Annotated in this window: 22 protein-coding genes and 1 pseudogene; 18 read left to right on the top strand and 5 right to left on the bottom strand. The window is 39.5% G+C overall.

All coding sequences use genetic code 11. The features are described from left to right. Positions 1-31 precede the first annotated feature (31 nt). Positions 32-364, bottom strand: coding sequence for an elongation factor Ts (locus H5123_RS06255; protein ID WP_182697369.1), 333 nt, complete (start codon positions 362-364; stop codon positions 32-34). 78 nt (positions 365-442) lie between these two features. Here H5123_RS06255 and H5123_RS06250 point away from each other — a divergent pair, with 78 nt between their 5' ends. Together H5123_RS06250 and H5123_RS20585 are read left to right on the top strand one after the other, a co-directional pair. Next, a complete protein-coding gene (locus tag H5123_RS06250) occupies positions 443-592 on the top strand; it encodes a hypothetical protein (RefSeq protein WP_182697368.1) in 150 nt (49 codons plus the stop codon). Between the two features lie 10 nt (positions 593-602). Beyond that, positions 603-728: a hypothetical protein gene (locus tag H5123_RS20585; RefSeq protein WP_259395596.1), complete on the top strand. Its 126-nt coding sequence runs from the start codon at positions 603-605 to the stop codon at positions 726-728. Between the two features lie 63 nt (positions 729-791). Here the strand turns inward: H5123_RS20585 and H5123_RS06245 are convergent, their stop codons facing one another. Further along, positions 792-1196 carry a hypothetical protein gene (locus H5123_RS06245; protein ID WP_182697367.1) on the bottom strand — a complete coding sequence of 135 codons (405 nt, stop codon included), beginning with the start codon at positions 1194-1196 and terminating at the stop codon, positions 792-794. A gap of 251 nt (positions 1197-1447) precedes the next feature. On the opposite strand from H5123_RS06245, the gene H5123_RS06240 reads away from it, so the two are divergent. The 8 genes from H5123_RS06240 to H5123_RS20845 all read left to right on the top strand — a co-directional run bounded on the left by H5123_RS06240 (position 1448) and on the right by H5123_RS20845 (position 9780). Further along, the gene (locus H5123_RS06240; protein ID WP_182697366.1) at positions 1448-2935 is read left to right on the top strand and encodes a type I restriction-modification system subunit M; all 1488 of its coding nucleotides are present in this window, start codon (positions 1448-1450) and stop codon (positions 2933-2935) included. After that, positions 2935-4833 carry a restriction endonuclease subunit S gene (locus H5123_RS06235; RefSeq protein ID WP_182697365.1) on the top strand — a complete coding sequence of 633 codons (1899 nt, stop codon included), beginning with the start codon at positions 2935-2937 and terminating at the stop codon, positions 4831-4833. The genes H5123_RS06240 and H5123_RS06235 overlap by 1 nt, the downstream gene beginning before the upstream one ends. 32 nt (positions 4834-4865) lie before the next feature. Beyond that, the gene (locus H5123_RS06230; RefSeq protein WP_182697364.1) at positions 4866-6632 is read left to right on the top strand and encodes a hypothetical protein; all 1767 of its coding nucleotides are present in this window, start codon (positions 4866-4868) and stop codon (positions 6630-6632) included. Continuing rightward, complete coding sequence (locus H5123_RS06225; protein ID WP_182697363.1) at positions 6632-7330, top strand: OmpA family protein; 699 nt, start codon at positions 6632-6634, stop codon at positions 7328-7330. Before H5123_RS06230 ends, H5123_RS06225 begins: the two co-directional genes overlap by 1 nt. After that, on the top strand, positions 7330-8466 hold the full coding sequence (locus tag H5123_RS06220; RefSeq protein ID WP_182697362.1) for an HNH endonuclease: 1137 nt from the start codon (positions 7330-7332) through the stop codon (positions 8464-8466). The genes H5123_RS06225 and H5123_RS06220 overlap by 1 nt, the downstream gene beginning before the upstream one ends. Positions 8467-8544: 78 nt before the next feature. Beyond that, complete coding sequence (locus H5123_RS06215; RefSeq protein WP_182697361.1) at positions 8545-9069, top strand: hypothetical protein; 525 nt, start codon at positions 8545-8547, stop codon at positions 9067-9069. A gap of 106 nt (positions 9070-9175) precedes the next feature. Continuing rightward, positions 9176-9583, top strand: coding sequence for a hypothetical protein (locus tag H5123_RS06210; protein ID WP_182697360.1), 408 nt, complete (start codon positions 9176-9178; stop codon positions 9581-9583). A 38-nt stretch (positions 9584-9621) separates the two neighbouring features. Next, positions 9622-9780 carry a YgjP-like metallopeptidase domain-containing protein gene (locus H5123_RS20845; protein ID WP_404948299.1) on the top strand — a complete coding sequence of 53 codons (159 nt, stop codon included), beginning with the start codon at positions 9622-9624 and terminating at the stop codon, positions 9778-9780. 458 nt (positions 9781-10238) lie between these two features. On the opposite strand, the gene H5123_RS06200 is transcribed toward H5123_RS20845, so the two are convergent. The 3 genes from H5123_RS06200 to H5123_RS06190 all read right to left on the bottom strand — a co-directional run bounded on the left by H5123_RS06200 (position 10239) and on the right by H5123_RS06190 (position 12844). Beyond that, positions 10239-11546, bottom strand: coding sequence for a site-specific integrase (locus tag H5123_RS06200; RefSeq protein ID WP_182697359.1), 1308 nt, complete (start codon positions 11544-11546; stop codon positions 10239-10241). A gap of 139 nt (positions 11547-11685) precedes the next feature. Further along, positions 11686-11943, bottom strand: a complete 258-nt coding sequence (locus H5123_RS06195) for a hypothetical protein (RefSeq protein ID WP_165870017.1) — start codon at positions 11941-11943, stop codon at positions 11686-11688. A gap of 451 nt (positions 11944-12394) precedes the next feature. Beyond that, entirely contained in the window at positions 12395-12844 is a 450-nt protein-coding gene (locus tag H5123_RS06190; RefSeq protein ID WP_182697358.1) for a hypothetical protein, read from the bottom strand. Positions 12845-13114: 270 nt separating this feature from the next. Here H5123_RS06190 and ccoN point away from each other — a divergent pair, with 270 nt between their 5' ends. The 8 genes and pseudogenes from ccoN to H5123_RS06150 all read left to right on the top strand — a co-directional run bounded on the left by ccoN (position 13115) and on the right by H5123_RS06150 (position 20351). Further along, positions 13115-14542 (top strand): cytochrome-c oxidase, cbb3-type subunit I, encoded by a 1428-nt coding sequence (gene ccoN / locus H5123_RS06185; RefSeq protein WP_124014875.1) that lies wholly within the window; start codon positions 13115-13117, stop codon positions 14540-14542. Positions 14543-14554: 12 nt separating this feature from the next. Further along, on the top strand, positions 14555-15181 hold the full coding sequence (ccoO, locus tag H5123_RS06180) for a cytochrome-c oxidase, cbb3-type subunit II (RefSeq protein ID WP_124014874.1): 627 nt from the start codon (positions 14555-14557) through the stop codon (positions 15179-15181). A 9-nt stretch (positions 15182-15190) separates the two neighbouring features. Next, a complete protein-coding gene (locus tag H5123_RS06175; RefSeq protein ID WP_124014873.1) occupies positions 15191-15367 on the top strand; it encodes a cbb3-type cytochrome c oxidase subunit 3 in 177 nt (58 codons plus the stop codon). A 5-nt stretch (positions 15368-15372) separates the two neighbouring features. Next, a complete protein-coding gene (gene ccoP / locus H5123_RS06170; RefSeq protein WP_124014872.1) occupies positions 15373-16341 on the top strand; it encodes a cytochrome-c oxidase, cbb3-type subunit III in 969 nt (322 codons plus the stop codon). Positions 16342-16457: 116 nt separating this feature from the next. Then, positions 16458-16937 (top strand): FixH family protein, encoded by a 480-nt coding sequence (locus tag H5123_RS06165; RefSeq protein ID WP_124014871.1) that lies wholly within the window; start codon positions 16458-16460, stop codon positions 16935-16937. A 56-nt stretch (positions 16938-16993) separates the two neighbouring features. After that, positions 16994-19387 carry a heavy metal translocating P-type ATPase metal-binding domain-containing protein gene (locus tag H5123_RS06160; RefSeq protein ID WP_182697357.1) on the top strand — a complete coding sequence of 798 codons (2394 nt, stop codon included), beginning with the start codon at positions 16994-16996 and terminating at the stop codon, positions 19385-19387. Further along, positions 19384-19533 (top strand): annotated as a pseudogene (gene ccoS / locus H5123_RS20840) (cbb3-type cytochrome oxidase assembly protein CcoS); the annotation flags it as partial. The gene H5123_RS06160 and the pseudogene ccoS, both read left to right, overlap by 4 nt. 128 nt (positions 19534-19661) lie before the next feature. Next, on the top strand, positions 19662-20351 hold the full coding sequence (locus H5123_RS06150; RefSeq protein ID WP_182697356.1) for a sulfite exporter TauE/SafE family protein: 690 nt from the start codon (positions 19662-19664) through the stop codon (positions 20349-20351). The last annotated feature ends 53 nt before the right edge of the window (positions 20352-20404 follow it).

Genomic DNA, 20404 nt, shown 5'->3' with positions numbered 1-20404 from the left:
TATAAAATTGGTCGTCGAACGAGTTGTTGAGCTAGCTGTCTAGTTCACCTGAAAGTGCTGTGATACTCATCGTAATGTCATCATTTAAGCAGCTATGATTAACATATTGGCTGCGAACCTTATCAAGGTTGAGGCCTTGATAACTAGGTAGCTCTACCAATATATCAAGGTATGAATCTAAAACTTCCTCTTTGGTTGTTTTCCGCTGTAGTTGCTTCTTAATGTTCTCTGCAAGCTTTTTCTCTGCTTCATCATTATTGTCATCATAAAGAGCCTCATAAACTAACCCTGCAAAGTTGTTAATACTGAGGTTTAGCTTTTGCAGTAACTCTTTTATTTGTTTCTGTTTTATTTCTGTCCCCATGTGTCCCCACCCCTATGTCATTCTGTACCTGTCTTAGCGAAGACACCAATAATATTAACTAGTAAAAAGGAATTGAACATGACTAAAAGTAAAACTCCAATGACACCAGAAGCCGCTGCTCGCATTCACTCGGGTACCGCCAAGCAAAGTGGTGGCAAGGTAGAAAAAGGCAGTTTTGTAGGTCGCGCACAACGTGCGGCAGAAACTAACCAAAAGTCAGGCAAATAAGGAGACTACCTTGAGCAAATCAACACCAACCTCAAAAGCACCAGCAGCACCACGTCCAAGTAACAATCCCAATTACCCAAGCACGACGGGTAAACCTTCAGGTTACGGGCGAGGTAACGTTCCAAAGAGTAAATAAAACGATTTAGCGTTAAATTTGGCTAAAGCGGTCCCAGAAGGTGACCGCTTTTTACGTATGTAATTATCGACAGCTGTTAGCATACTGACGAAAAATAGGAACGAACCCTTTCGCATCATCTTTATAATCAGAGTAGGGATAATCTTCTTGCGCTCCTTTAAGAGCACATAGGCAAACATCACGCTTGCTGAGATAACGGCTTTGAGAAATAGAATTTTTACTTCCATTAATACAGCTATCTAATAAAGCATATTCAACCGCTATCGGATAACGATCTCCGTAACCTTTGACCTCGTCATTCAGGGTATGAACGCCAACATAAGTTAAAAGGATCATCGCTGTGCCTGTGATCAATTTTCGTTTAGAAAATTCAAATCCCTTGTAGTCTTTCTTACATTTGTTACAGCGGACATTTTCGGCGTATTCGATTTCGTTATCGTGCTTACAATGAGGGCATTCAATAATCATGGGACACCACTAATACTCTTCCTTGTTAATTAGTTGTAATAAAAAATATTTAACCATAAAAAATTACATTTTGCATAACCAATTTCATCAGAATCATATAAATGATTACCATTTAAATTCTAATATTAAACTTAACAGGTTCAGCAAATAGTATTTTGTTTGGCATTTTAGATAATTAAGAATTATATCAGTGTATTGACATAATGATTTTGTTATTATCATTGCAATATTTTTGTTTTGTGAGCACATTCATGTCTATCAGTTCAGCAATTAAATCCATCCAAGATATTATGCGTAAAGATGCCGGTGTCGATGGTGACGCCCAGCGATTAGGGCAAATGTCTTGGTTACTGTTCTTAAAAGTATTTGATGCCCAAGAACAGGAGTTAGAGCTTGAACTAGACGATTATCGTGAGCCAATCCCTGAAGCGTTTTTATGGCGCAACTGGGCGGCAGATAATGAAGGCATTACCGGTGATGAGTTACTTGATTTTGTAAATGATGAGCTATTCCCACAGCTTAAAAATCTCACTGCACCAATAGATAAAAACCCACGGGGTTTTGTGGTAAAAGCGGCATTTTCTGATGCGTTTAACTACATGAAAAACGGCACGTTACTGCGCCAGGTGATTAACAAGCTTAACGAGATTGACTTTACCGACTCAAACGAGCGCCACTTGTTTGGTGATTTATACGAACAAATATTAAAAGACTTACAAAGTGCCGGTAACGCGGGTGAGTTTTATACCCCGCGCGCCATTACTAAGTTTATTGTGGCGGTAACCGATCCCAAATTGGGTGAGTCGATTATGGACCCTGCGTGTGGTACTGGCGGATTTTTAGCTTGCGCCTTTGATCACGTTAAAGCCAACTTCGTTAAAACAGCAGACGACCATCAAACCCTGCAACAGCAAATCTTTGGTGTGGAAAAAAAGCAGTTACCGCATTTATTGTGTACCACCAACATGATGTTGCACGGCATTGAAGTACCAGTGCAAATTAGACACGGCAACACCTTAAAAAAACCGCTTTCAAGTTGGGACGAGCAAGTAGACGTTATCATCACCAACCCACCATTTGGTGGCACCGAAGAAGACGGCATTGAAAAAAACTTCCCTAGCGAGTTTCAAACCCGCGAAACTGCTGACTTGTTCCTGCAACTTATTATTGAAGTGCTTGCAACGAAGGGGCGTGCCGCCGTGGTATTGCCAGATGGCACCTTGTTTGGTGAAGGCGTTAAAACCAAAATCAAAAAAATGTTAATGGACGAATGTAATCTGCACACCATAGTGCGTTTACCTAATGGCGTGTTTAATCCCTACACCGGCATTAAAACCAACATTTTGTTCTTCACCAAAGGCACGCCAACTAAAGACGTGTGGTTTTACGAACATCCATACCCAGCAGGGGTAAAAAACTACAACAAAACCAAACCGATGAAGTTTGAGGAGTTCGAGACAGAACTTGAATGGTGGGGTAATGAGGCTGACGGCTTTGCATCGCGTGTTGAAAACGAGCAAGCCTGGAAAGTGTCGATTGAAGATATTATTGCCCGCAATTATAACCTGGATATTAAAAACCCCCATGTGGGCGAGGTCATTAACCATGACCCACAAACGTTACTAAGCGATTACGCCAAACAACAAGCCGATATTCAAGCACTACGTGATCAACTAAAAGGCATCTTGTCAGCCGCATTATCGTCTCCTTCGGCAGCATCAGACGGTGAGGGCAAGTAATGGCTGATCCAATATTAAACCGTCATTCCCGTGAAGATCAGAAGCCAAGTAATACATCACCAGATAGTTTAATCACTGACCATATTGATATTTGGACGACCGCCATTGAGCGAAAATCCTCTGTAGGACGTGGCACTTCAAATAAATTTACCTTATATGGCATCAAAAAGCTGCGTGAGCTGATTTTAGAATTGGCCGTGCGCGGCAAGTTAGTGCCTCAAGATGTTAATGATGAACCAGCTTCAATATTGCTTGAACGTATTGCTGCTGAAAAAGCCCAATTGGTGAAAGAAGGTAAGATTAAAAAACCGAAGCCGTTGCCTGAGATTAGTGACGATGAAAATCCTTTTGAATTGCCGCAAGGTTGGGCTTTGTGCCGATTTGATAATGTAATTGATCAGCAGTTCCCTATTTCATATGGTGTTTTAGTGCCTGGGGATGATGTAGAAAATGGTGTTCCATTTGTAAGGATCGGGGATCTCGATATTAAAGTCCCTTCCTCCTTACCAGAAAAATCAATATCGTGTGAGATTGATTCGAAATACGAAAGAACAAGGTTGTGGGGCGGAGAAATCCTTATGGCGATTGTTGGCAGTATTGGAAAGCTAGGGGTCGTTCCTGCTAGCTGGAAAGGTGCTAATATAGCTAGAGCTTTGTGTAGAATTAAACCTTGTGAATCGATATCTAAGCAATATATTCTTGTTTTATTGCAAAGTAGATATATGCAAGGAAGTTTTCTGGGTGATACCCGAACATTGGCTCAACCAACATTAAACATAGGATTAATTAGGACTTCATTGACCCCAATCCCTCCACTCGAAGAACAACACCGTATCGTCGCTAAAGTCGATGAGTTGATGAGCTTGTGTGATGCCCTTGAAGCGCAAACTGAAGCGAGTATTGGGGCACACCAAACCTTAGTCGAAACCCTGCTGAATGCACTGTTACTGCCTAACATCACTCAGCAAAAAGATAGCCAATCAGCCAGCCCAGAGACATCTTTTGCTGACAGCCTTGAGCCTGCACTTAATGATAGTTTTGTAGACAGCTGGCAACGTATTGCCGAACACTTCGACACCCTATTCACCACAGAAGCCAGCATCGACACCCTAAAACAAACCATCCTCCAACTCGCCGTCATGGGTAAGTTGGTAGAACAAGATCCAAATGACGAACCCGCCGCCAAGCTACTAGAGCGAATCGCCGCCGAAAAAGCTCAATTGATTAAAGACGGTAACATCAAAAAACAGAAACCACTGCCAGCCATCACCGACGAAGAAAAACCGTTTGAATTGCCTGTTGGTTGGTCATTTTTACGATTAGAAAATATGTGTGAGTTAATAACAAAAGGATCATCTCCCAAATGGCAGGGTGTTTCATATACTGAAAATCCTGAAGATGTTCTTTTTGTTACAAGTGAAAATGTTGGCGCTTTTAAGATGTTACTTGATAAAAAAAAATATGTTGAAAGAAAGTTTAATGAAATTGAACCTCGTTCAATTCTGAAAAAAAATGATTTTTTAATGAATATTGTTGGCGCCTCAATAGGTCGGTGTGCAATTTTTGATTTAAATGAAGTCGCTAATATAAATCAAGCAGTCTGTTTAATTAGATCATTCCCAAACTCAATTGCTTCAAAGTTTTTTCTTCACTTTTTTAATAGTCACACATGTATTGCATATATGTATGACAAACAAGTTGAAAATGCCAGGCCTAATCTCAGTATGAGTAACATTGCTAAATTCATTATTCCTATTCCTCCACTAGAAGAACAACATCGCATCGTCGCCAAAGTCGATGAGCTAATGACCCTGTGCGACCAACTTAAAGCCCGTTTAAGTGACGCCCAAACAACTCAACTCCACCTCACCGACGCCATCGTCGAACAGGCTATTTAACATCAAACCTCAACCTATAAAGAAAGAAGTATATGGACATATTAGAAAGTTTATTGCGCAGTTTAGATACACAATCAGTAAGTAGTGCCATTTTAGTATTGATGGTTATAGTTTTTGCATTAGGGTTATTTTTTACCAAACAAGCCAAGCAAGTTGAGTTCGTCAATTATGTGCCGACGTTATTAACGACTATGGGGATTTTTGGTACGTTTTTAGGCATTGTATTGGGCTTGTTAGATTTTAATCAGCTTGATATTGAAGCCAGTATTCCGCCTCTACTTGAAGGATTAAAAACCGCATTCATTACCAGTTTGGCGGGTATTTTATTCTCGCTGCTTTTCAAAACAGCATCGACATTTTCTTTTTTAAAACCCAAACAGGTTGAAGAAAGTATGTCTCATGCAACACCTGAGGCAATATTGGGTGCAATGCAGGCGCAAGTGACTGAAACACGCGCTTTAAAAGATGCGCTTGTGGGTAATGAAGAATCCACTTTATTTGGGCAACTTAAAATTTTGCGTGGTGACATAAACGACAATGCCAAGTTGTCGGTAAAAAATCTGCAAGAACAATCCATTAAGCAACAAGAAAAGTTTGACGCATTTTCTGAAAAGCTGTGGCTAAAATTGCAAGACTTTGCCGATACGTTATCTAAATCTGCTACTGAGCAAGTGATAGAAGCCCTAAAGCAAGTGATTACAGATTTTAATAATAATTTAACTGAGCAGTTTGGCGATAACTTTAAGCAGCTTAATGAGGCAGTGATTAAGCTTGTTGAATGGCAAGAAAACTACAAATTACAACTTGAGCAAATGCAGCAGCAATATGCCCAGGGTGTTGAGTCCATTTCAGCGACAGAGTCTTCTGTTGCGCACATTAGTGAGCAAAGCAAAATCATTCCGCAATCTATGCATGAACTAAAAGGCGTAATGGAAGTAAATCAACATCAACTGGCTGAGCTTGAACGTCATTTAGAAGCCTTTAAATTAATGCGTGATGAAGCGGTTAAAGCAGTACCTGAGATTAGAGCCCAAGTACAAAGCACCGTAGAAGATATATCTGCAGCAGTGACTACAGCGAGTGACCATTACAAAACACTTCTATCTGAGTCAGATGATTATATTAAAGCGCATGTTAAAACATCAAATGATCTACTAGAGAAGTTTGCTAGCGAAACTGAAAAAGGCATTAACAGCGTTGGTGAACGTTTAATTGAAAGCTCAGATAAAATAGGCAAAGGAATTGAAATCGCGGGTAATGAATTTACAGACAACACTGCTCGAACAAATGAAAGCTTAAAAACCACGTCAGATCACCTGCAATCTCAAACAGAAATCATTAAACAGCACTTACAAGATACTGTTACTGACTTAAATAGCACCATGCGAGACATGATTGAAAAGTTAGTTGCTGATGCTAAAGACATAAACTCGACAATGAAAGAAGCCAATAAAAACTTGGTTACTGACACTGAGAATGTCCGTGACACAGTAGTTAAATCAGCAGAAAAATTACAGCAAAGACTTAATGAAGTGATTGATGATGCTGCGACGCAACAGATTAACCAAGCTAAACGTACATTTGATGCAATGGAAGAGCAAATTAAACAACAAGTTGGCTTAACAGGTGAAGCCGTCGATTCACAACTCAAACTGATTGACACTGCCATGCAGCAAGAAATCAATCGTGTGATGAATGAGATGGGTCAAGCATTAGCTCAAGTCAGCGGTAAGTTTGTTGAAGACTACATTAAATTGACTCAAGCAATGAATGAAGTTGTTAATCAGCGAGTAGCCTAATGGATAAAATATTTGGCACGAGCCACAGTGCACAGGACAGTGGCGAACATTGGTTGACAGTGTCTGATTTGATGGCTGGTTTAATGATGGTTTTCTTGTTCATTGCTATCGTTTTTATGATGATAACGCAAAAAGAAAACGACAAAATTAAAGATGTGGCTGTTGCTTACCAAGAAAACCAAGTGGCAATTTATCAAGCCTTAGAGGAAGAGTTTAAAAAAGATCTCGATAAATGGGGCGCGACTATAGACAAGGAAACGTTAGCCTTCAATTTTCAATCACCAGATGTATTGTTTGCTAATAATGAAACGCGTTTAAGTGATGCATATAAAGAGATTCTTAACGATTTTTTCCCAAGATATATCAATGTTCTAGCACCGTATAGAGAATCGTTAGATGAAATAAGAATAGAAGGGCATACGTCAAGTTTAGGGATTCGTGGTTCATCAGATGCAGAAGCCTATTTCTATAATATGCAACTATCGCAAGGTCGTACCCGGTCCGTCTTAGAATATGGATATGCACTGATGCCAGCTGATGCTGAGTGGATAAAAGCAAACATTGCAGCAGTGGGTTTTTCATCCTCACGTTTAATTTTGAACGATGGTGTAGAAGATGAGGCAATGTCTCGTCGTGTTTCGTTTAGAGCAATAACGAACGCTGATATTCAAATTAAACGGATATTAGAGGCTCAATAATGAAACTAACCGTTGATTTAAGTGCATTGCATCGAGCGGTTGCGCCACTAGGAAATGTCGTCACTCATTTTAATATTAGTAGTCGTTCAACAGAACTTGAGAGTATTGGAAGCCATTTAACGAAAGGATTAATTCTCGGTAAAGATATCCAGTTAGACCAAATTGATGGCTCCGATGGGATTTTGAATTATGATGGTCATCAGGTCATGCTTTATATTCCTGATCAGGGCGAAGATATTGAAGTTGTAATGGTAGATGGAAAACAAGGCCGTCGTATCCATGTCGCTGAATGTTCTACATTAGATTTAATGCGAAATACTGGACGATTCAAACGGTATGACGTCATTAGTCGAGTAGATGGTTTATTTCCAGTATTTGGCTCTGTACACAGCTATCAAGAAGATATAAGGGGAGAGGCCGCTTTAGGTGTATGCAAAAACTGTTTAAAAATCCTTAATTATAAGGGATATGCAACTCAGAGCTATGCAGCAAAAGAGAAAGTATTTAATCATTTTTCATTTGAACAGTTTTTTGAAGTGTACAGTTCCTATTTTAAAAGTTTGCCTATTAATAGTACCAAAGCATCAAGTAATTACACTGCAGATTGGCCTGCTATCTCATCAAAGTTAAGAAGTGACTTAAATTACACTTGCGAACAATGTGGTGTTCATTTAGCTAATGACTCTAAGTTATTGCATACACATCATATTAATGGCAATAAAGCTGATAATGGCGCTGATAATTTAAGAGTCCTTTGTGCTGATTGTCATAAAAAACAACCTCATCATGGTCATATTTATGTGAGTAATGAGGATGTGTTAAAAATAAACCAACTTCGCCGAGAACAGCATAAGTTTGATGTGTTTGATTATAACAATATCCGAGAATGTGCTGACACTGCATTAGATGGTCTATTGCAAAAGTGTCAGTCAATGAGATTACCTGGGGCAGAGTTAGGCGTCGTTATCAATGATAAAAGTAATATGATTGCTATCGATTTATGCTGGCCTAGACGTAAAGTGGCGGTGTTAATCAACATGTCTAATGCTAAAGCTTTGAGATCACATGGTTGGAATGTGTTTACTGCATTTGAAGCATTAAACAATTTTGAAGTATTTCAGGCACAAGTTAGATAAGCCACAATAAAGTAAGTTTAGTTTGTTTTAGTCAAATCCCCCTATGGGGGCCTAACCCAATGTACAGGTAAGATTATAATGCATACCAAAGCAGCATTTGTTTTTTGGATAACCTTAACTCTCTACATAATAACACTTTTTACAGTTAGTTATGTGGGGGTGTATCTCACTTATGTTGCATTACCAGTAATAATACTTTCAGGTTTGATAATGAAATTCACCAAACCTAAACCTGAATATAACGAAGTGATAGGTTCTGCTAGAGCTTTAATAATAGGAACTAGTGAGACAACTACAACAGCACTTGGTGGTTTAAATTCTTTTTTAACCGAAATGAATAATTCTATGAGTGATTTTAATGAAATCACGGATTTAAGCCAGAAGCGAACCGAACACCTAAGAAAGCATCGTCAACAATTAAGGTTAAAATTAATTGAGATAAGCCCTAAATACGAAAACAGCCAAGACATTGATAGTATATCTAAAAATAATAAAGCACGAATAGATGTTGAGTCGAAAATACTGGATATAGAAAATCAAATCGCTACGATAAAGACTGCATGTGAGTTAGAAGTTAAAAGCAGAAGTCTAAAAGGAAGTTAATGTAAATTGTCTTATCTGATGACATTTTTAGGTTCATGTACCTTAAACCAAGGAAAATAATTTTTGTACATAACATAGGACTTCTATGGCTATACGAGGATACTTTGTGAACATATTTAGTTTATTTAAATTAAAATCTGCAAAAAAACGTCTTGTGGAAGAGGCTACTTATCAAAAGGTTGTAAATGAGATTGCCAATGGAATGCGCAGCGATGGTTTATGGGCCAAAGCAATGGATAAGGCTGCTGGAAATGAGATGAAAACAAAAGCCCTTTACATTCAATATAGAGTTCAATCACTCAATGATGAGACTTTTATGAATTCTGTTGCTGCCCATGAGCAACGAATTATTACTGCAATACAAGCAATTGTATCTATAGGTTGTAAGGTTGAGGGTGATGAAAATAAAGGTTGGCGCATCATCAGTTTAAAAAAAGAAAGTAAGGATTTATCTTGGAAGGTAAGAAATCTTAATGAATTAGAAGCCTTTGCTATTGCTGCAAAAAGTATTTGAATATGGATTAATTTGGAGTTAGCTAAAAAACTAGTGGAATGCATCGAGTTTATTCTGGCCATGAATTGGTGCATTTAATTGAGCGTCATCACAATGAACGCTTCAAAGGGACTATGGATAAGCATCTTCCTAATTGGAGAGAAAGACGCAGCTTACTGAACAGTTTACCATTGGCATATGAAGATTGGAGTTACTAGACACAAGGCTTTATAAAGTAGGTCTAACGACAAAAAAACATACCACAGGATTTGAAAAAGTCAGGTGGTATAAACTGACAACAAAAAGCGCTCTGAATAGGTTATTGCACCGAAATTGTGCGCTGAAATCGTTCTTTTCAATTTAACTATCTGACTCTAAATACTAAAAGGCCAGATCCACGAAGTGAGACAAAACTCATTTGGTATGAGAAACCACAAAAAGGCAATTGGATAAGATTACACAATTACTCTATTTAACATAATATACATTGTGCGCACACTTGTGTGAGGTAATATATATGTGCATATTTGCAGTTATGTTCAATAACGATATGAATCAACAGTATGTTTCATTTACATGGGCATTCTAATCAAAACCTAGCATACAGACATCAATACTGTGTTTAACATCGTGCTGAGATTGCATACTTTAATTTTTTACGGTCTGTTCCTAGCAATTATTTAATCTCAGCGAGATGATTTAATGGTTTATTGAATGCACTTTGATGTCGTTCAGTTTGTGTGGTGTGCAAATACTGTGATGTTGTGTCGATGCTCTCATGACCAGCGTCGGCCTGGACATGTGATAATGGCCGCCGGTTGATATTGATATCATGGGTGATCCCAGTATGACGAATATTATGAGCACTGAGTTTTCGCATAAGTTGACTGTCATGTTCAAAACCATCTTTAGCAGCATTGTCTGCAGCTAAGTTAATGAGCTTGTCTATTTCGTCACGTATATGCCGAATACCAAGATTGGCATTGATGACACCAGATTCTCGTCCGTGGGCTGCGGCTTTGTGCCTGACAAATATAGGATGTTGATCGTTGATATTGGGTAAATCGCTGAGCTTTAGATAACGTCGATAATCCACTAATCCAGCCAGCAAGGCTTTTGATATGGCAATATTACGGGCTTTGCCGCTTTTGGAAAATGGTACATGGAAATACCAAATGCCAGAATGTGGATCTTGTCTGAACTGGCTCATGATGGGCGCATAACCTGCACGGGCACTGATTTCAGATATGCGTAAATAGCAGCTATATAATAGTGTAATGAGAAATAAACTGCGTTGATGTTGTTCCGGCTGAGTGCTGGCCAATTGGCTAACGGTGCTAATAACATAAGACCATTGTAACTCGGTAAATGCGTGATGATTATTGTCTTCATCGATAGTGAATTTACGTTTTATGGCAAACCGACTGTGTTTAAGCCATAACTGAGCTGGGTTTCGCTCGGTATATTCCTCGCTAATGAGATAGCCATAAAATGACGATAATATGGCAACTTTAGTCTTTAGTGCATTATCACTTAGTTGATATGGTAAACATTTTCCAAGTTGTTTTTTGCCTATAAATGGTCGCCATTGTGGGTTTGGTGATCGCTCTCCAGAGGCTTTATTGAGTTTAAATTGCGCAACATTAAAATACCCGATTAATGCTTTTGGTGGTGATTGGCAGTAATCGATGTATTTGGCAATGTCTTTTCGTGTGACTGATATAGGCGATAATGCCACAACATCGAAACACCAATGTAGAAACGTAGTTAATTCGCTACGATAGGCTTTATAGTTATTTTCAGACTGCTTTTGCTCAAATAACCAATCAGCACAATGCTCTATTATGAGTCCTGCATCAGCAACTTTTTCGATTGATATTTTGGTAATATATTGATTTATGTAAGCATTACCGTGAAGTACATACTCTGCCGCATCAAATAGTGGCAATACTGGCGGTAACTCATCACTTATGTTCTTTGGCATATTCTTAAATATAGGTTATTGATTACATTAGTTTATTATACTATTTTTTGCCTGATGCCGATAATGTTATTTATCGGCATCAATGATGATGATTCTTTAACGAAACAGATTTCAATTGTAGGTTTTAATGTGGGTCATTTTAATATGTGTTTACGGCAATATGCTGGTCTGATATCAGTTGCGACACACAATGATCTATGGGGTTTAATCTAGTACACGCCTGATGGCATTGCTTATTGTGGCAAGATGTTCGTTTTTGACAACTCCATAGACATAGCTGCCAAACGGTTTGTTTACTTGCCTTATCTAAACATTGCAGGTCGGCAGCACATAAATGGCCTGCTTTGATTAGTTGGGCCACTTTGTCTGCATCAATAGAGACATTTAATCTGTTCATGTCTACCCCCTTCTTTTTAGCTATATCTATTAAGCGCTTATTGTAACTAGCCACGTTGATTCTGGGCTCTGTCACGTTTACCCTCTTCCCTTCTCAGTTTGAAGATTGAGCGAGTTAGATTTATCATACATTAATGAGAATGATTATCAATTACGTTATTAGTGTTAACGTCACTTCTGCGCGATTTGTCACAATTTAGTTAAAATAAATAGTTATGTTTCAACAATGGATGGTGAGTAGAAATGATTGGCTTGCATAAGAATGGGGTCAAAAAGGTTAATAATCACATTTTACAGCAGCGTTTGGCGGTGAAATATCACACTATTAATAAATATAGGAACAGAGGTTCAATCTCAGAACAAGAAAACGTCGTTTTCGTATCGAGGTTTAAGTTACCTCTGCCCTAACCTGCAAAGGTATTGATATGCAGGATGATTAAACCATTGACCTACTAATTATCGTTATCCGCTAAAAAGTCGTATATCAAGGTACGTGTTTGTTTTTGGTAATCAAATGAGATAAATACCCGCCACACCATATAATTACTGCTGCATGAGCCAAAGATTAAAGAGCCTTGATAAGTATTGTCTTTAATTTCGGACAATGAAACGGGGATAATCCCCATAAACATATCGCGGCCTTCTATTCTCATTGAAATATTAGTGATCGCTTGATTGCTATTTAGCGTAACTATTAATGGTTTCTCGCTAGGAGTATTAACGGGATCAATCAGTAAACCAACTCGTAAGTCGGCTACTTTTTTGTAACATTCTCCAGCAGAAAATTGACATAAACTGGTATCAATTGCTAAATCATCCTTTTCTTGTGTTTTTGGTTTGTCACAGGCTACTAAAAACATTAAGAAAATGGTCAAAATGAAAATCTGGATAATTTTGTGCACAATTTTTAACCTTTTAGGCTGAGTTAGTAACATTATCTTCCAGAGCTTGATCTAGATCAACTTTGGTATATTTTGTGAAGTATCTTTTTTGACTTAGCTCAAGTATCATAACACCGCCTCATGCTAGAGAGAATTAACATGAGGTAACACCTTGACAAATGGCTTTAAAAATAGCTTTTAAAAGCTCAATTTATAACCTTCTGTCAATCTAACTGGTAAAGCTCGCTTTACTAAATATTAAAAGTATAAGTAATAAGCCGTGGAAGCATTATGATGAACCATTCCCAGTCTACAGGCGCTGATTACAATTACACTATTGTTCGCCAATTCGCATTAACCACAGTTTTGTGGGGAATCTTTGGTATGGCAGTAGGTGTATTTATTGCTGCTCAGTTAATCTGGCCGCAACTGAACTTCGACACACCTTGGTTAACGTTTAGTCGTTTACGACCTTTACATACCAATGCTGTGATATTCGCGTTCGGAACATCAGCTCTTTTCGCTACATCTTACTATGTTGTGCAACGCACTTGCCAAGTCCGTCTATTTGCGCCTAAATTGGCCGCATTTACGTTTTGGGGTTGGCAAGCCGTTATTATTGCAGCTGCTATCACTTTACCAATGGGGTTTACTCAAGGTAAAGAATATGCAGAATTAGAATGGCCTATCGATATCGCAATTACGATTATTTGGGTTAGCTATGCAATTGTTTTCTTTGGCACAATCGCTAAACGAACTACGTCCCATATTTATGTGGCTAACTGGTTCTTTGGTGCCTTTATCATTACTGTTGCAGTACTTCACATTGTTAACTCAATGGCAGTACCAGTAAGCTTATTTAAGTCTTACTCTCTGTACTCTGGTGCAGTCGATGCGATGGTTCAGTGGTGGTATGGTCATAATGCGGTAGGCTTCTTACTTACTGCTGGTTTCTTGGGGATGATGTATTACTTCGTGCCTAAGCAAGCTGGTCGCCCAGTTTATTCATATCGTTTATCAATTGTTCACTTTTGGGCATTGATTGCGTTATACATCTGGGCCGGTCCTCACCACTTACATTACACCGCCCTACCTGACTGGACTCAGTCATTAGGCATGGTAATGTCATTAATCCTATTCGCACCTTCTTGGGGCGGTATGATTAACGGTATTATGACCCTGTCTGGTGCTTGGCATAAGCTTCGTACAGACCCTGTATTACGTTTCTTAGTTGTTTCATTGTCTTTCTATGGTATGTCTACCTTCGAAGGCCCAATGATGGCAATCAAAACAGTTAATGCTTTATCTCATTATACTGACTGGACTATTGGTCACGTTCACTCTGGCGCGCTAGGCTGGGTTGCAATGGTGTCTATTGGTTCGTTATATCACTTAATCCCAATTCTTTTCGGTCATGGTCGTATGTACAGCATGAAGCTGGTTAACGTTCATTTCTGGTTAGCGACTATCGGTACTGTATTGTATATCGTCAGTATGTGGATTTCAGGTGTTATGCAAGGTCTTATGTGGCGTGCGGTTAACGCAGATGGAACTCTAACTTACAGTTTCGTCGAGAGTTTAGAAGCCTCTTACCCATTCTACTTTGTACGCTTTATTGGTGGTTGTTTCTTCTTATCCGGTATGTTGCTTATGGCCTATAACGTTATTCGTACCGTTAAAGCGTCTAAAGATTCATTACCTGCTATTGCAGAAGCTTAAGGAGCCGATTCGATGAAATTTAATCATGAATTAATTGAAAAGAATGTCGGTCTGCTTGCTATCTTCACTGTTATCGCCATTAGTTTTGGTGGTTTAGTGCAGATTACTCCGCTGATATTTCAAAAAGACACAACTGAACCAGTTGAAGGTCTGATTCCGTATACAGCTTTACAAATTGAAGGTCGTGATATTTATGTTCGTGAAGGTTGTTACAACTGTCACAGCCAAATGATCCGTCCTTTACGAGCTGAAACTGAGCGCTATGGTCACTACTCTGTTGCTGGTGAGTCTGTTTGGGATCATCCATTCCAGTGGGGCTCTAAGCGTACAGGTCCTGACTTAGCACGTGTTGGTGGGCGTTATAGCGACAGATGGCATGAAGTTCATTTAAACAATCCTCGTGACGTTGTACCGCAATCAAACATGCCTGGTTTCCCTTGGTTAGCTGAAAATGTGCTAGACGGTGAACTGACCGGTGACAAGATGACTATCCTGCGTAACCTGCATAAAGGCGGCTACAAAGGTAATGATCTTTACACTGATGAAGAAGTTGCTGGCGCTAAAAAAGCGGTTGAAGGCAAGACAGAAATGCAGGCTCTGATCGCTTATTTGCAATCTTTGGGTCACGCACTCAAATAGGAGGCAATAATGGATTACGGTACTTTTCAAGGTATTTTGACCATAATTGTTATGGTGACTTTTGTGGGGATATTTTTCTGGGCATACAGTAAGCACAGCAAGTCAAAATTTGATGAAGCGGCGAACTTAGTGTTTACAGAAGAAGAACTTGCAAAAATGTCGAAAGACTCGGGAGATCAGAAGTAATGATTATGAGTAACTTCTGGAGCATTTGGATTTCTGTACTGACGATTGTGGTCATTGCTGGTTGTTTTATCCTTCTTAAGGTAGTTAATAATAACTACACTGGTGTAGAAGAAGGTAAATCGATGGGCCACAGTTTTGATGGTATTGAAGAACTGAACAACCCACTACCAAAGTGGTGGGCGTACATGTTCTACTTAACCATCGTTTTCGGTGTGATCTATTTAGCTCTATATCCAGGCCTAGGAAACTATAAAGGTCTGTTTGGTTGGACAAGTTCTAACCAAAGTATTGGCACTGACAAAGGCATTAAAGCTGACTCAGCGGCAGCGATTGAAGCAGCAAAAAATGATAACCGTTTATCACAGTATGACCGCGAAGTGGCTCACGCTGATGAAAAATACGGTCCTATTTTTGCGGCTTACTTAGCAACTCCGTTAGAAGAGTTGGTAAAAGATCCTGAAGCATTAAAAGTGGGCGGACGTTTGTTTTTACAAAACTGTTCACAGTGTCATGGTTCTGATGCTCGCGGCTCTAAAGGCTTCCCGAATCTAACAGATGACGATTGGTTATATGGTGGCGATTTAGCCACTATTAAAACCACGTTAATGAATGGTCGTAACGGTATGATGCCGCCTAAAGGTGGTTTACCTATCGAAGACAGCGAGATTAAAGGTCTAGCTGAATACGTCATAAAACTATCTGGTGGTGAACATGACGAAGCGTTAGCAGCCCAAGGTCAAGGTTCATTCATGAAAGGTTGTTTTGCATGCCATGGTATGGATGCAAAAGGTAACAAGTTCATGGGCGCACCTAACCTAACTGATAACATTTGGTTATATGGCGGAAGCCGTGGTGTGATTGCTGAATCTATCATTAATGGTCGTGCCGGTGTGATGCCAGCATGGAAAGACATTCTTGGTGAAGAGAAAGTTCACGTCATTACAGCTTACGTTTATAGCTTATCAAACAAATAGTTAGTTATGAGTAATATTAAGGCCTCGAGATTATCGAGGCCTTTTTTTTAAGTGATTATTAAGCCATTACGGGGTAAAATATCCCCCGAATTATTACCACTATTTTAGGATGTATTATGTCGGATCAACTCCCTTGGTATAAGCAATTTTGGCCTTGGTTTTTAATCATCTTGCCTTTGTGTGCCGTTATTGCCAGTTTAACGACCTTAAAGATTGCTTTAGATAATTCTGACTCATTGGTAGCAGAAGATTACTATAAGCAAGGTAAAGCGATAAACATGGATTTGCGCAAAATAAAATATGCTCAACAAATTGGCATGAAATTTTTAGTCACGGTTGCAGATCAAGAATTAAAAATTACCCAACAAGGTGGTCCGGAATATCGTGCAGCGCTGAATGTGCAGTTTTACCATCCGACAATAGAAGCCAAAGACTTCAGTTTAAATGCTACTGCTGACGCAAATTACGTGTATCACATCCCATTAGATTCTGCGATAACAGGGCCTTGGGAAGTACGCATTGAAGGATTTGATGCCAAATGGCGTATCCAGCAACGAATTGATATTAAAGATGATGTTGAATATTGGCTCAATTAATAACACATTGACTGCGTATCTGATTAAAAATTATTAAATGAAGTTGGTATAGCCACATGACATCTTGCTTTCATTGCAATGAGCCAGTTCTTACGGGAGATCAGTTTACTACGATAATAAATGGGCAAGCACAGCCTATGTGCTGCCCTGGTTGCCAAGCCGTATCGCAGGCCATTATGGATGCAGGCCTGAGCAGTTATTATCAATTTCGCAGTGAACCTGGAAATCGTCAGACGGCACTGGTGCCAGAACAGTTGTCGCAATACAGTGCCTACGATTTACCGGAAGTGCAGCAAGATTTTGTCCATAAACAAGGTGCTATTGATTCAACCTCTTTGTCTATCGACGGTATTACCTGTGCTGCTTGTGCCTGGTTAATTGAACATAAACTCAAACCGGTTGCGGGTGTCACTAATGTGCTGGTTAATTCCACCACACAACGAGCGTTAGTCAGCTGGGACAGTGAACGTATTCAACTCAGTGAAATTTTACAAATAATCAGTAAAATTGGCTATCAAGCTGCGCCTTACCAAGTTGATGAACAAGAAAAACAATCTAAAGCAGACAGTCGTAAATTCTTACTTCGCTTAGGGCTTGCAGGTTTTGCGACCATGCAAGTGATGATGTTTGCCCTCGCTTTATACACCGGATACTTTACTGATCTGGATGTTCAATTTCGTGATTACTTTCGCTGGGTAAGTTTAATTTTTGCAGCGCCTGTAGTGCTTTACTCAGCTCAACCCTTTTATTTTAGTGCTCTTCGTAGTGTATTAAGTGGCAAACTTAATATGGATGTGTCTGTTTCAATTGCAATTTTAGGTGCTTATATCGCCAGTTGTATTGCGACTATGCAAGGCAATGGCGAAGTGTATTTTGAATCCGTATCCATGTTTACCTTCTTTTTATTATTAGGTCGTTACTTTGAACAAGCTGCAAGGCAAAAAGCTTCTGTTAGTTCGAGTAATTTGCACAAGCTGGTGCCGCTGACAGCGCATTTATGTCATGAAGGTGAGATCACTGAGATTGCCGCTAAACAATTGACCATTGGCGATATTATTTTAGTCAAACCAGGCGAAGTGATTGCCGCTGATGCCGAAGTGGTAACCGGACAATCAAGCGTCAATGAGGCTATGCTTACCGGTGAACAAATGCCGATCAGTAAACGCGTGTCAGATAAAGTCTATGCCGGCACCATCAATATAGAACAACCTATTGAAGTGCGAGTGACAGCCCTTGGGCAAGATCAACTGGTTGCAGAGATCATTCGTTTACAAGAGCTTGCATCAAATAATAAACCTACCATTGCTTTAATTGCCGACCGTTTAGCGCGATACTTTTCCGGTACGGTTTTATCCATAGCGGCAATAACATATGTCGTCTGGTCGTTCGTATCACCAGAAGATGCTTTTTGGATTACATTATCGGTGTTGGTCGCAACCTGCCCATGCGCCCTCGCCCTTGCCACGCCAACTGCCGTTACTTGCGCAACCGCTATTTTTACTAAGTTAGGTGTGATCCCTCGAAAACCAGGTATTTTTGAAAAACTGACCAAAATTAATCATGTGGTGTTTGATAAAACTGGCACACTTACCTGTGGCCAATTATCAATTGGTGATGTACAAACCTTTGGTGGATATTCATCAGCGCAAGTACTGTCTATTGCAGCGGCCATTGAACAAGGATCCCTCCACCCGATTGCATTAGCGTTTAGCCCTTTCTATGATAATCAACATCAAGTAGACACAGTTGAACATCATATTGGTTTAGGCATTCAAGCCAGTATGAACCAACAGCAAGTGTCTATTGGAACAGCACAATTTGTTAGCCCAGATATGTTACCGATATCAGTAAAAGCCACTCAAAGTCAGTGGATTTACCTTTCTATTAATAACGAGCTAATTGCCAAAATCGAAATGCTTGATAAGTTACGTGTTGATAGCCTTGCGACAGTTAATGCACTAAAGGCTGCCAATATAAAATTGAGTATTGCCAGTGGTGATAATTCCGGACATGTTGAGTTTTTAGCACATAAAATCGGTATTTCAGATGTGCATTCAGGTTTATCGCCTCAAGATAAGTTAGCCTTAGTGAATCACTTACAGCAAGATGCTAATGTAGCCATGTTTGGCGACGGTATTAATGATGCGCCAGTACTTGCCGGAGCAAATTTGTCAGTAGCGATGGGAAGCGGAAGTGCAATTGCCAAAAATAGTGCGGACTTAATTTTACTCGGCGATCACCTATCACGTTTTAATGATGCTATTTATGTCGCTAAGCAAACCCAGCGCATCATTCATCAAAATCTTTTATGGGCTTTCGCTTATAACATTATTATTTTGCCATTAGCGGTTACCGGACATGTTGCTCCGTATATTGCCGCTATTGGTATGTCTGTTAGCTCATTGATAGTGGTGAGTAACAGTTTACGCCTTCTTAGGATCAAATTATGAGTATCATTTACGTATTAATACCTATTGCGATGTTGTTTGTATTAATTGCAGTTTCAATTTTCTTTTGGGCGGTAAAGTCTGAACAATTTGATGATCTTGATAGACAAAGCGTGTCGATTTTATTTGATGAAGACAGTACCAACAATAAAGGTAACGTCAGTGTAACCAGTGATATCGATAAGCAACCATCAAACAGTGATACTCATATCGCTGCTGTAAAAAATAAGCCAGAACCCATGGCCTCAGACACTGCACATAAACCAGAGTAAAGCTTGTGATTGAATATAATCTTGGTGGTGCATTTATTGTTGGCTTAATGGGGGCTGCACATTGTTTTGGCATGTGTGGCGGATTAATTGGTGCTTTTTCAGCCAACATTCCCACTAATGGCCAAAGTCGCCTAGGCAATCAACTGACGTTTCTTTTTAGCTATAATCTTGGGCGTATTTTTAGTTATACCATCGCGGGGGCCATTGTCGGTGGCAGTGTGTCAGCCTTAGGTCATTTATTTGATGCCGATAGCTATTTAATATTCCTGAGAATTTTTGCTGGAGTCATGATGATATTGACTGGGCTTTATATTGCTCAGATATGGTTCGGCATTGTGCATATTGAGAAAGTGGGTAAATTGTTGTGGCAATATATACAACCGCTAACCCGTAAATTTATACCGATAACTCACCCGCTACAAGCTGTTATGGCGGGTATGGTTTGGGGCTGGTTACCCTGTGGTCTGGTGTACAGCACACTCACTTGGTCAGTTGCATCAGGTAGCGCATTACAAGGCGCCTTGATCATGTTGGCGTTCGGTTTAGGCACTTTACCTGCTTTATTTGCTGCGGGATTAGCGGCAAAAACCTTGGCGCAATGGGTACAAAAGCGTGCAGTGAGATTATTCAGTGGTGGCTTATTAGTGGTATTTGGTTTGCAAACACTTTACATCGCTTTTCAACAACTCATATAGTTCGGTCACTGTTATTTTATGATATTGTAACAGCCAATAACAAAACCATTTTA

It is taken from the genome of Shewanella sp. SR43-4, from assembly GCF_014163845.1.
Classification (GTDB): domain Bacteria; phylum Pseudomonadota; class Gammaproteobacteria; order Enterobacterales; family Shewanellaceae; genus Shewanella; species Shewanella vesiculosa.
This window is presented reverse-complemented; position numbering and strand designations above follow the sequence as displayed.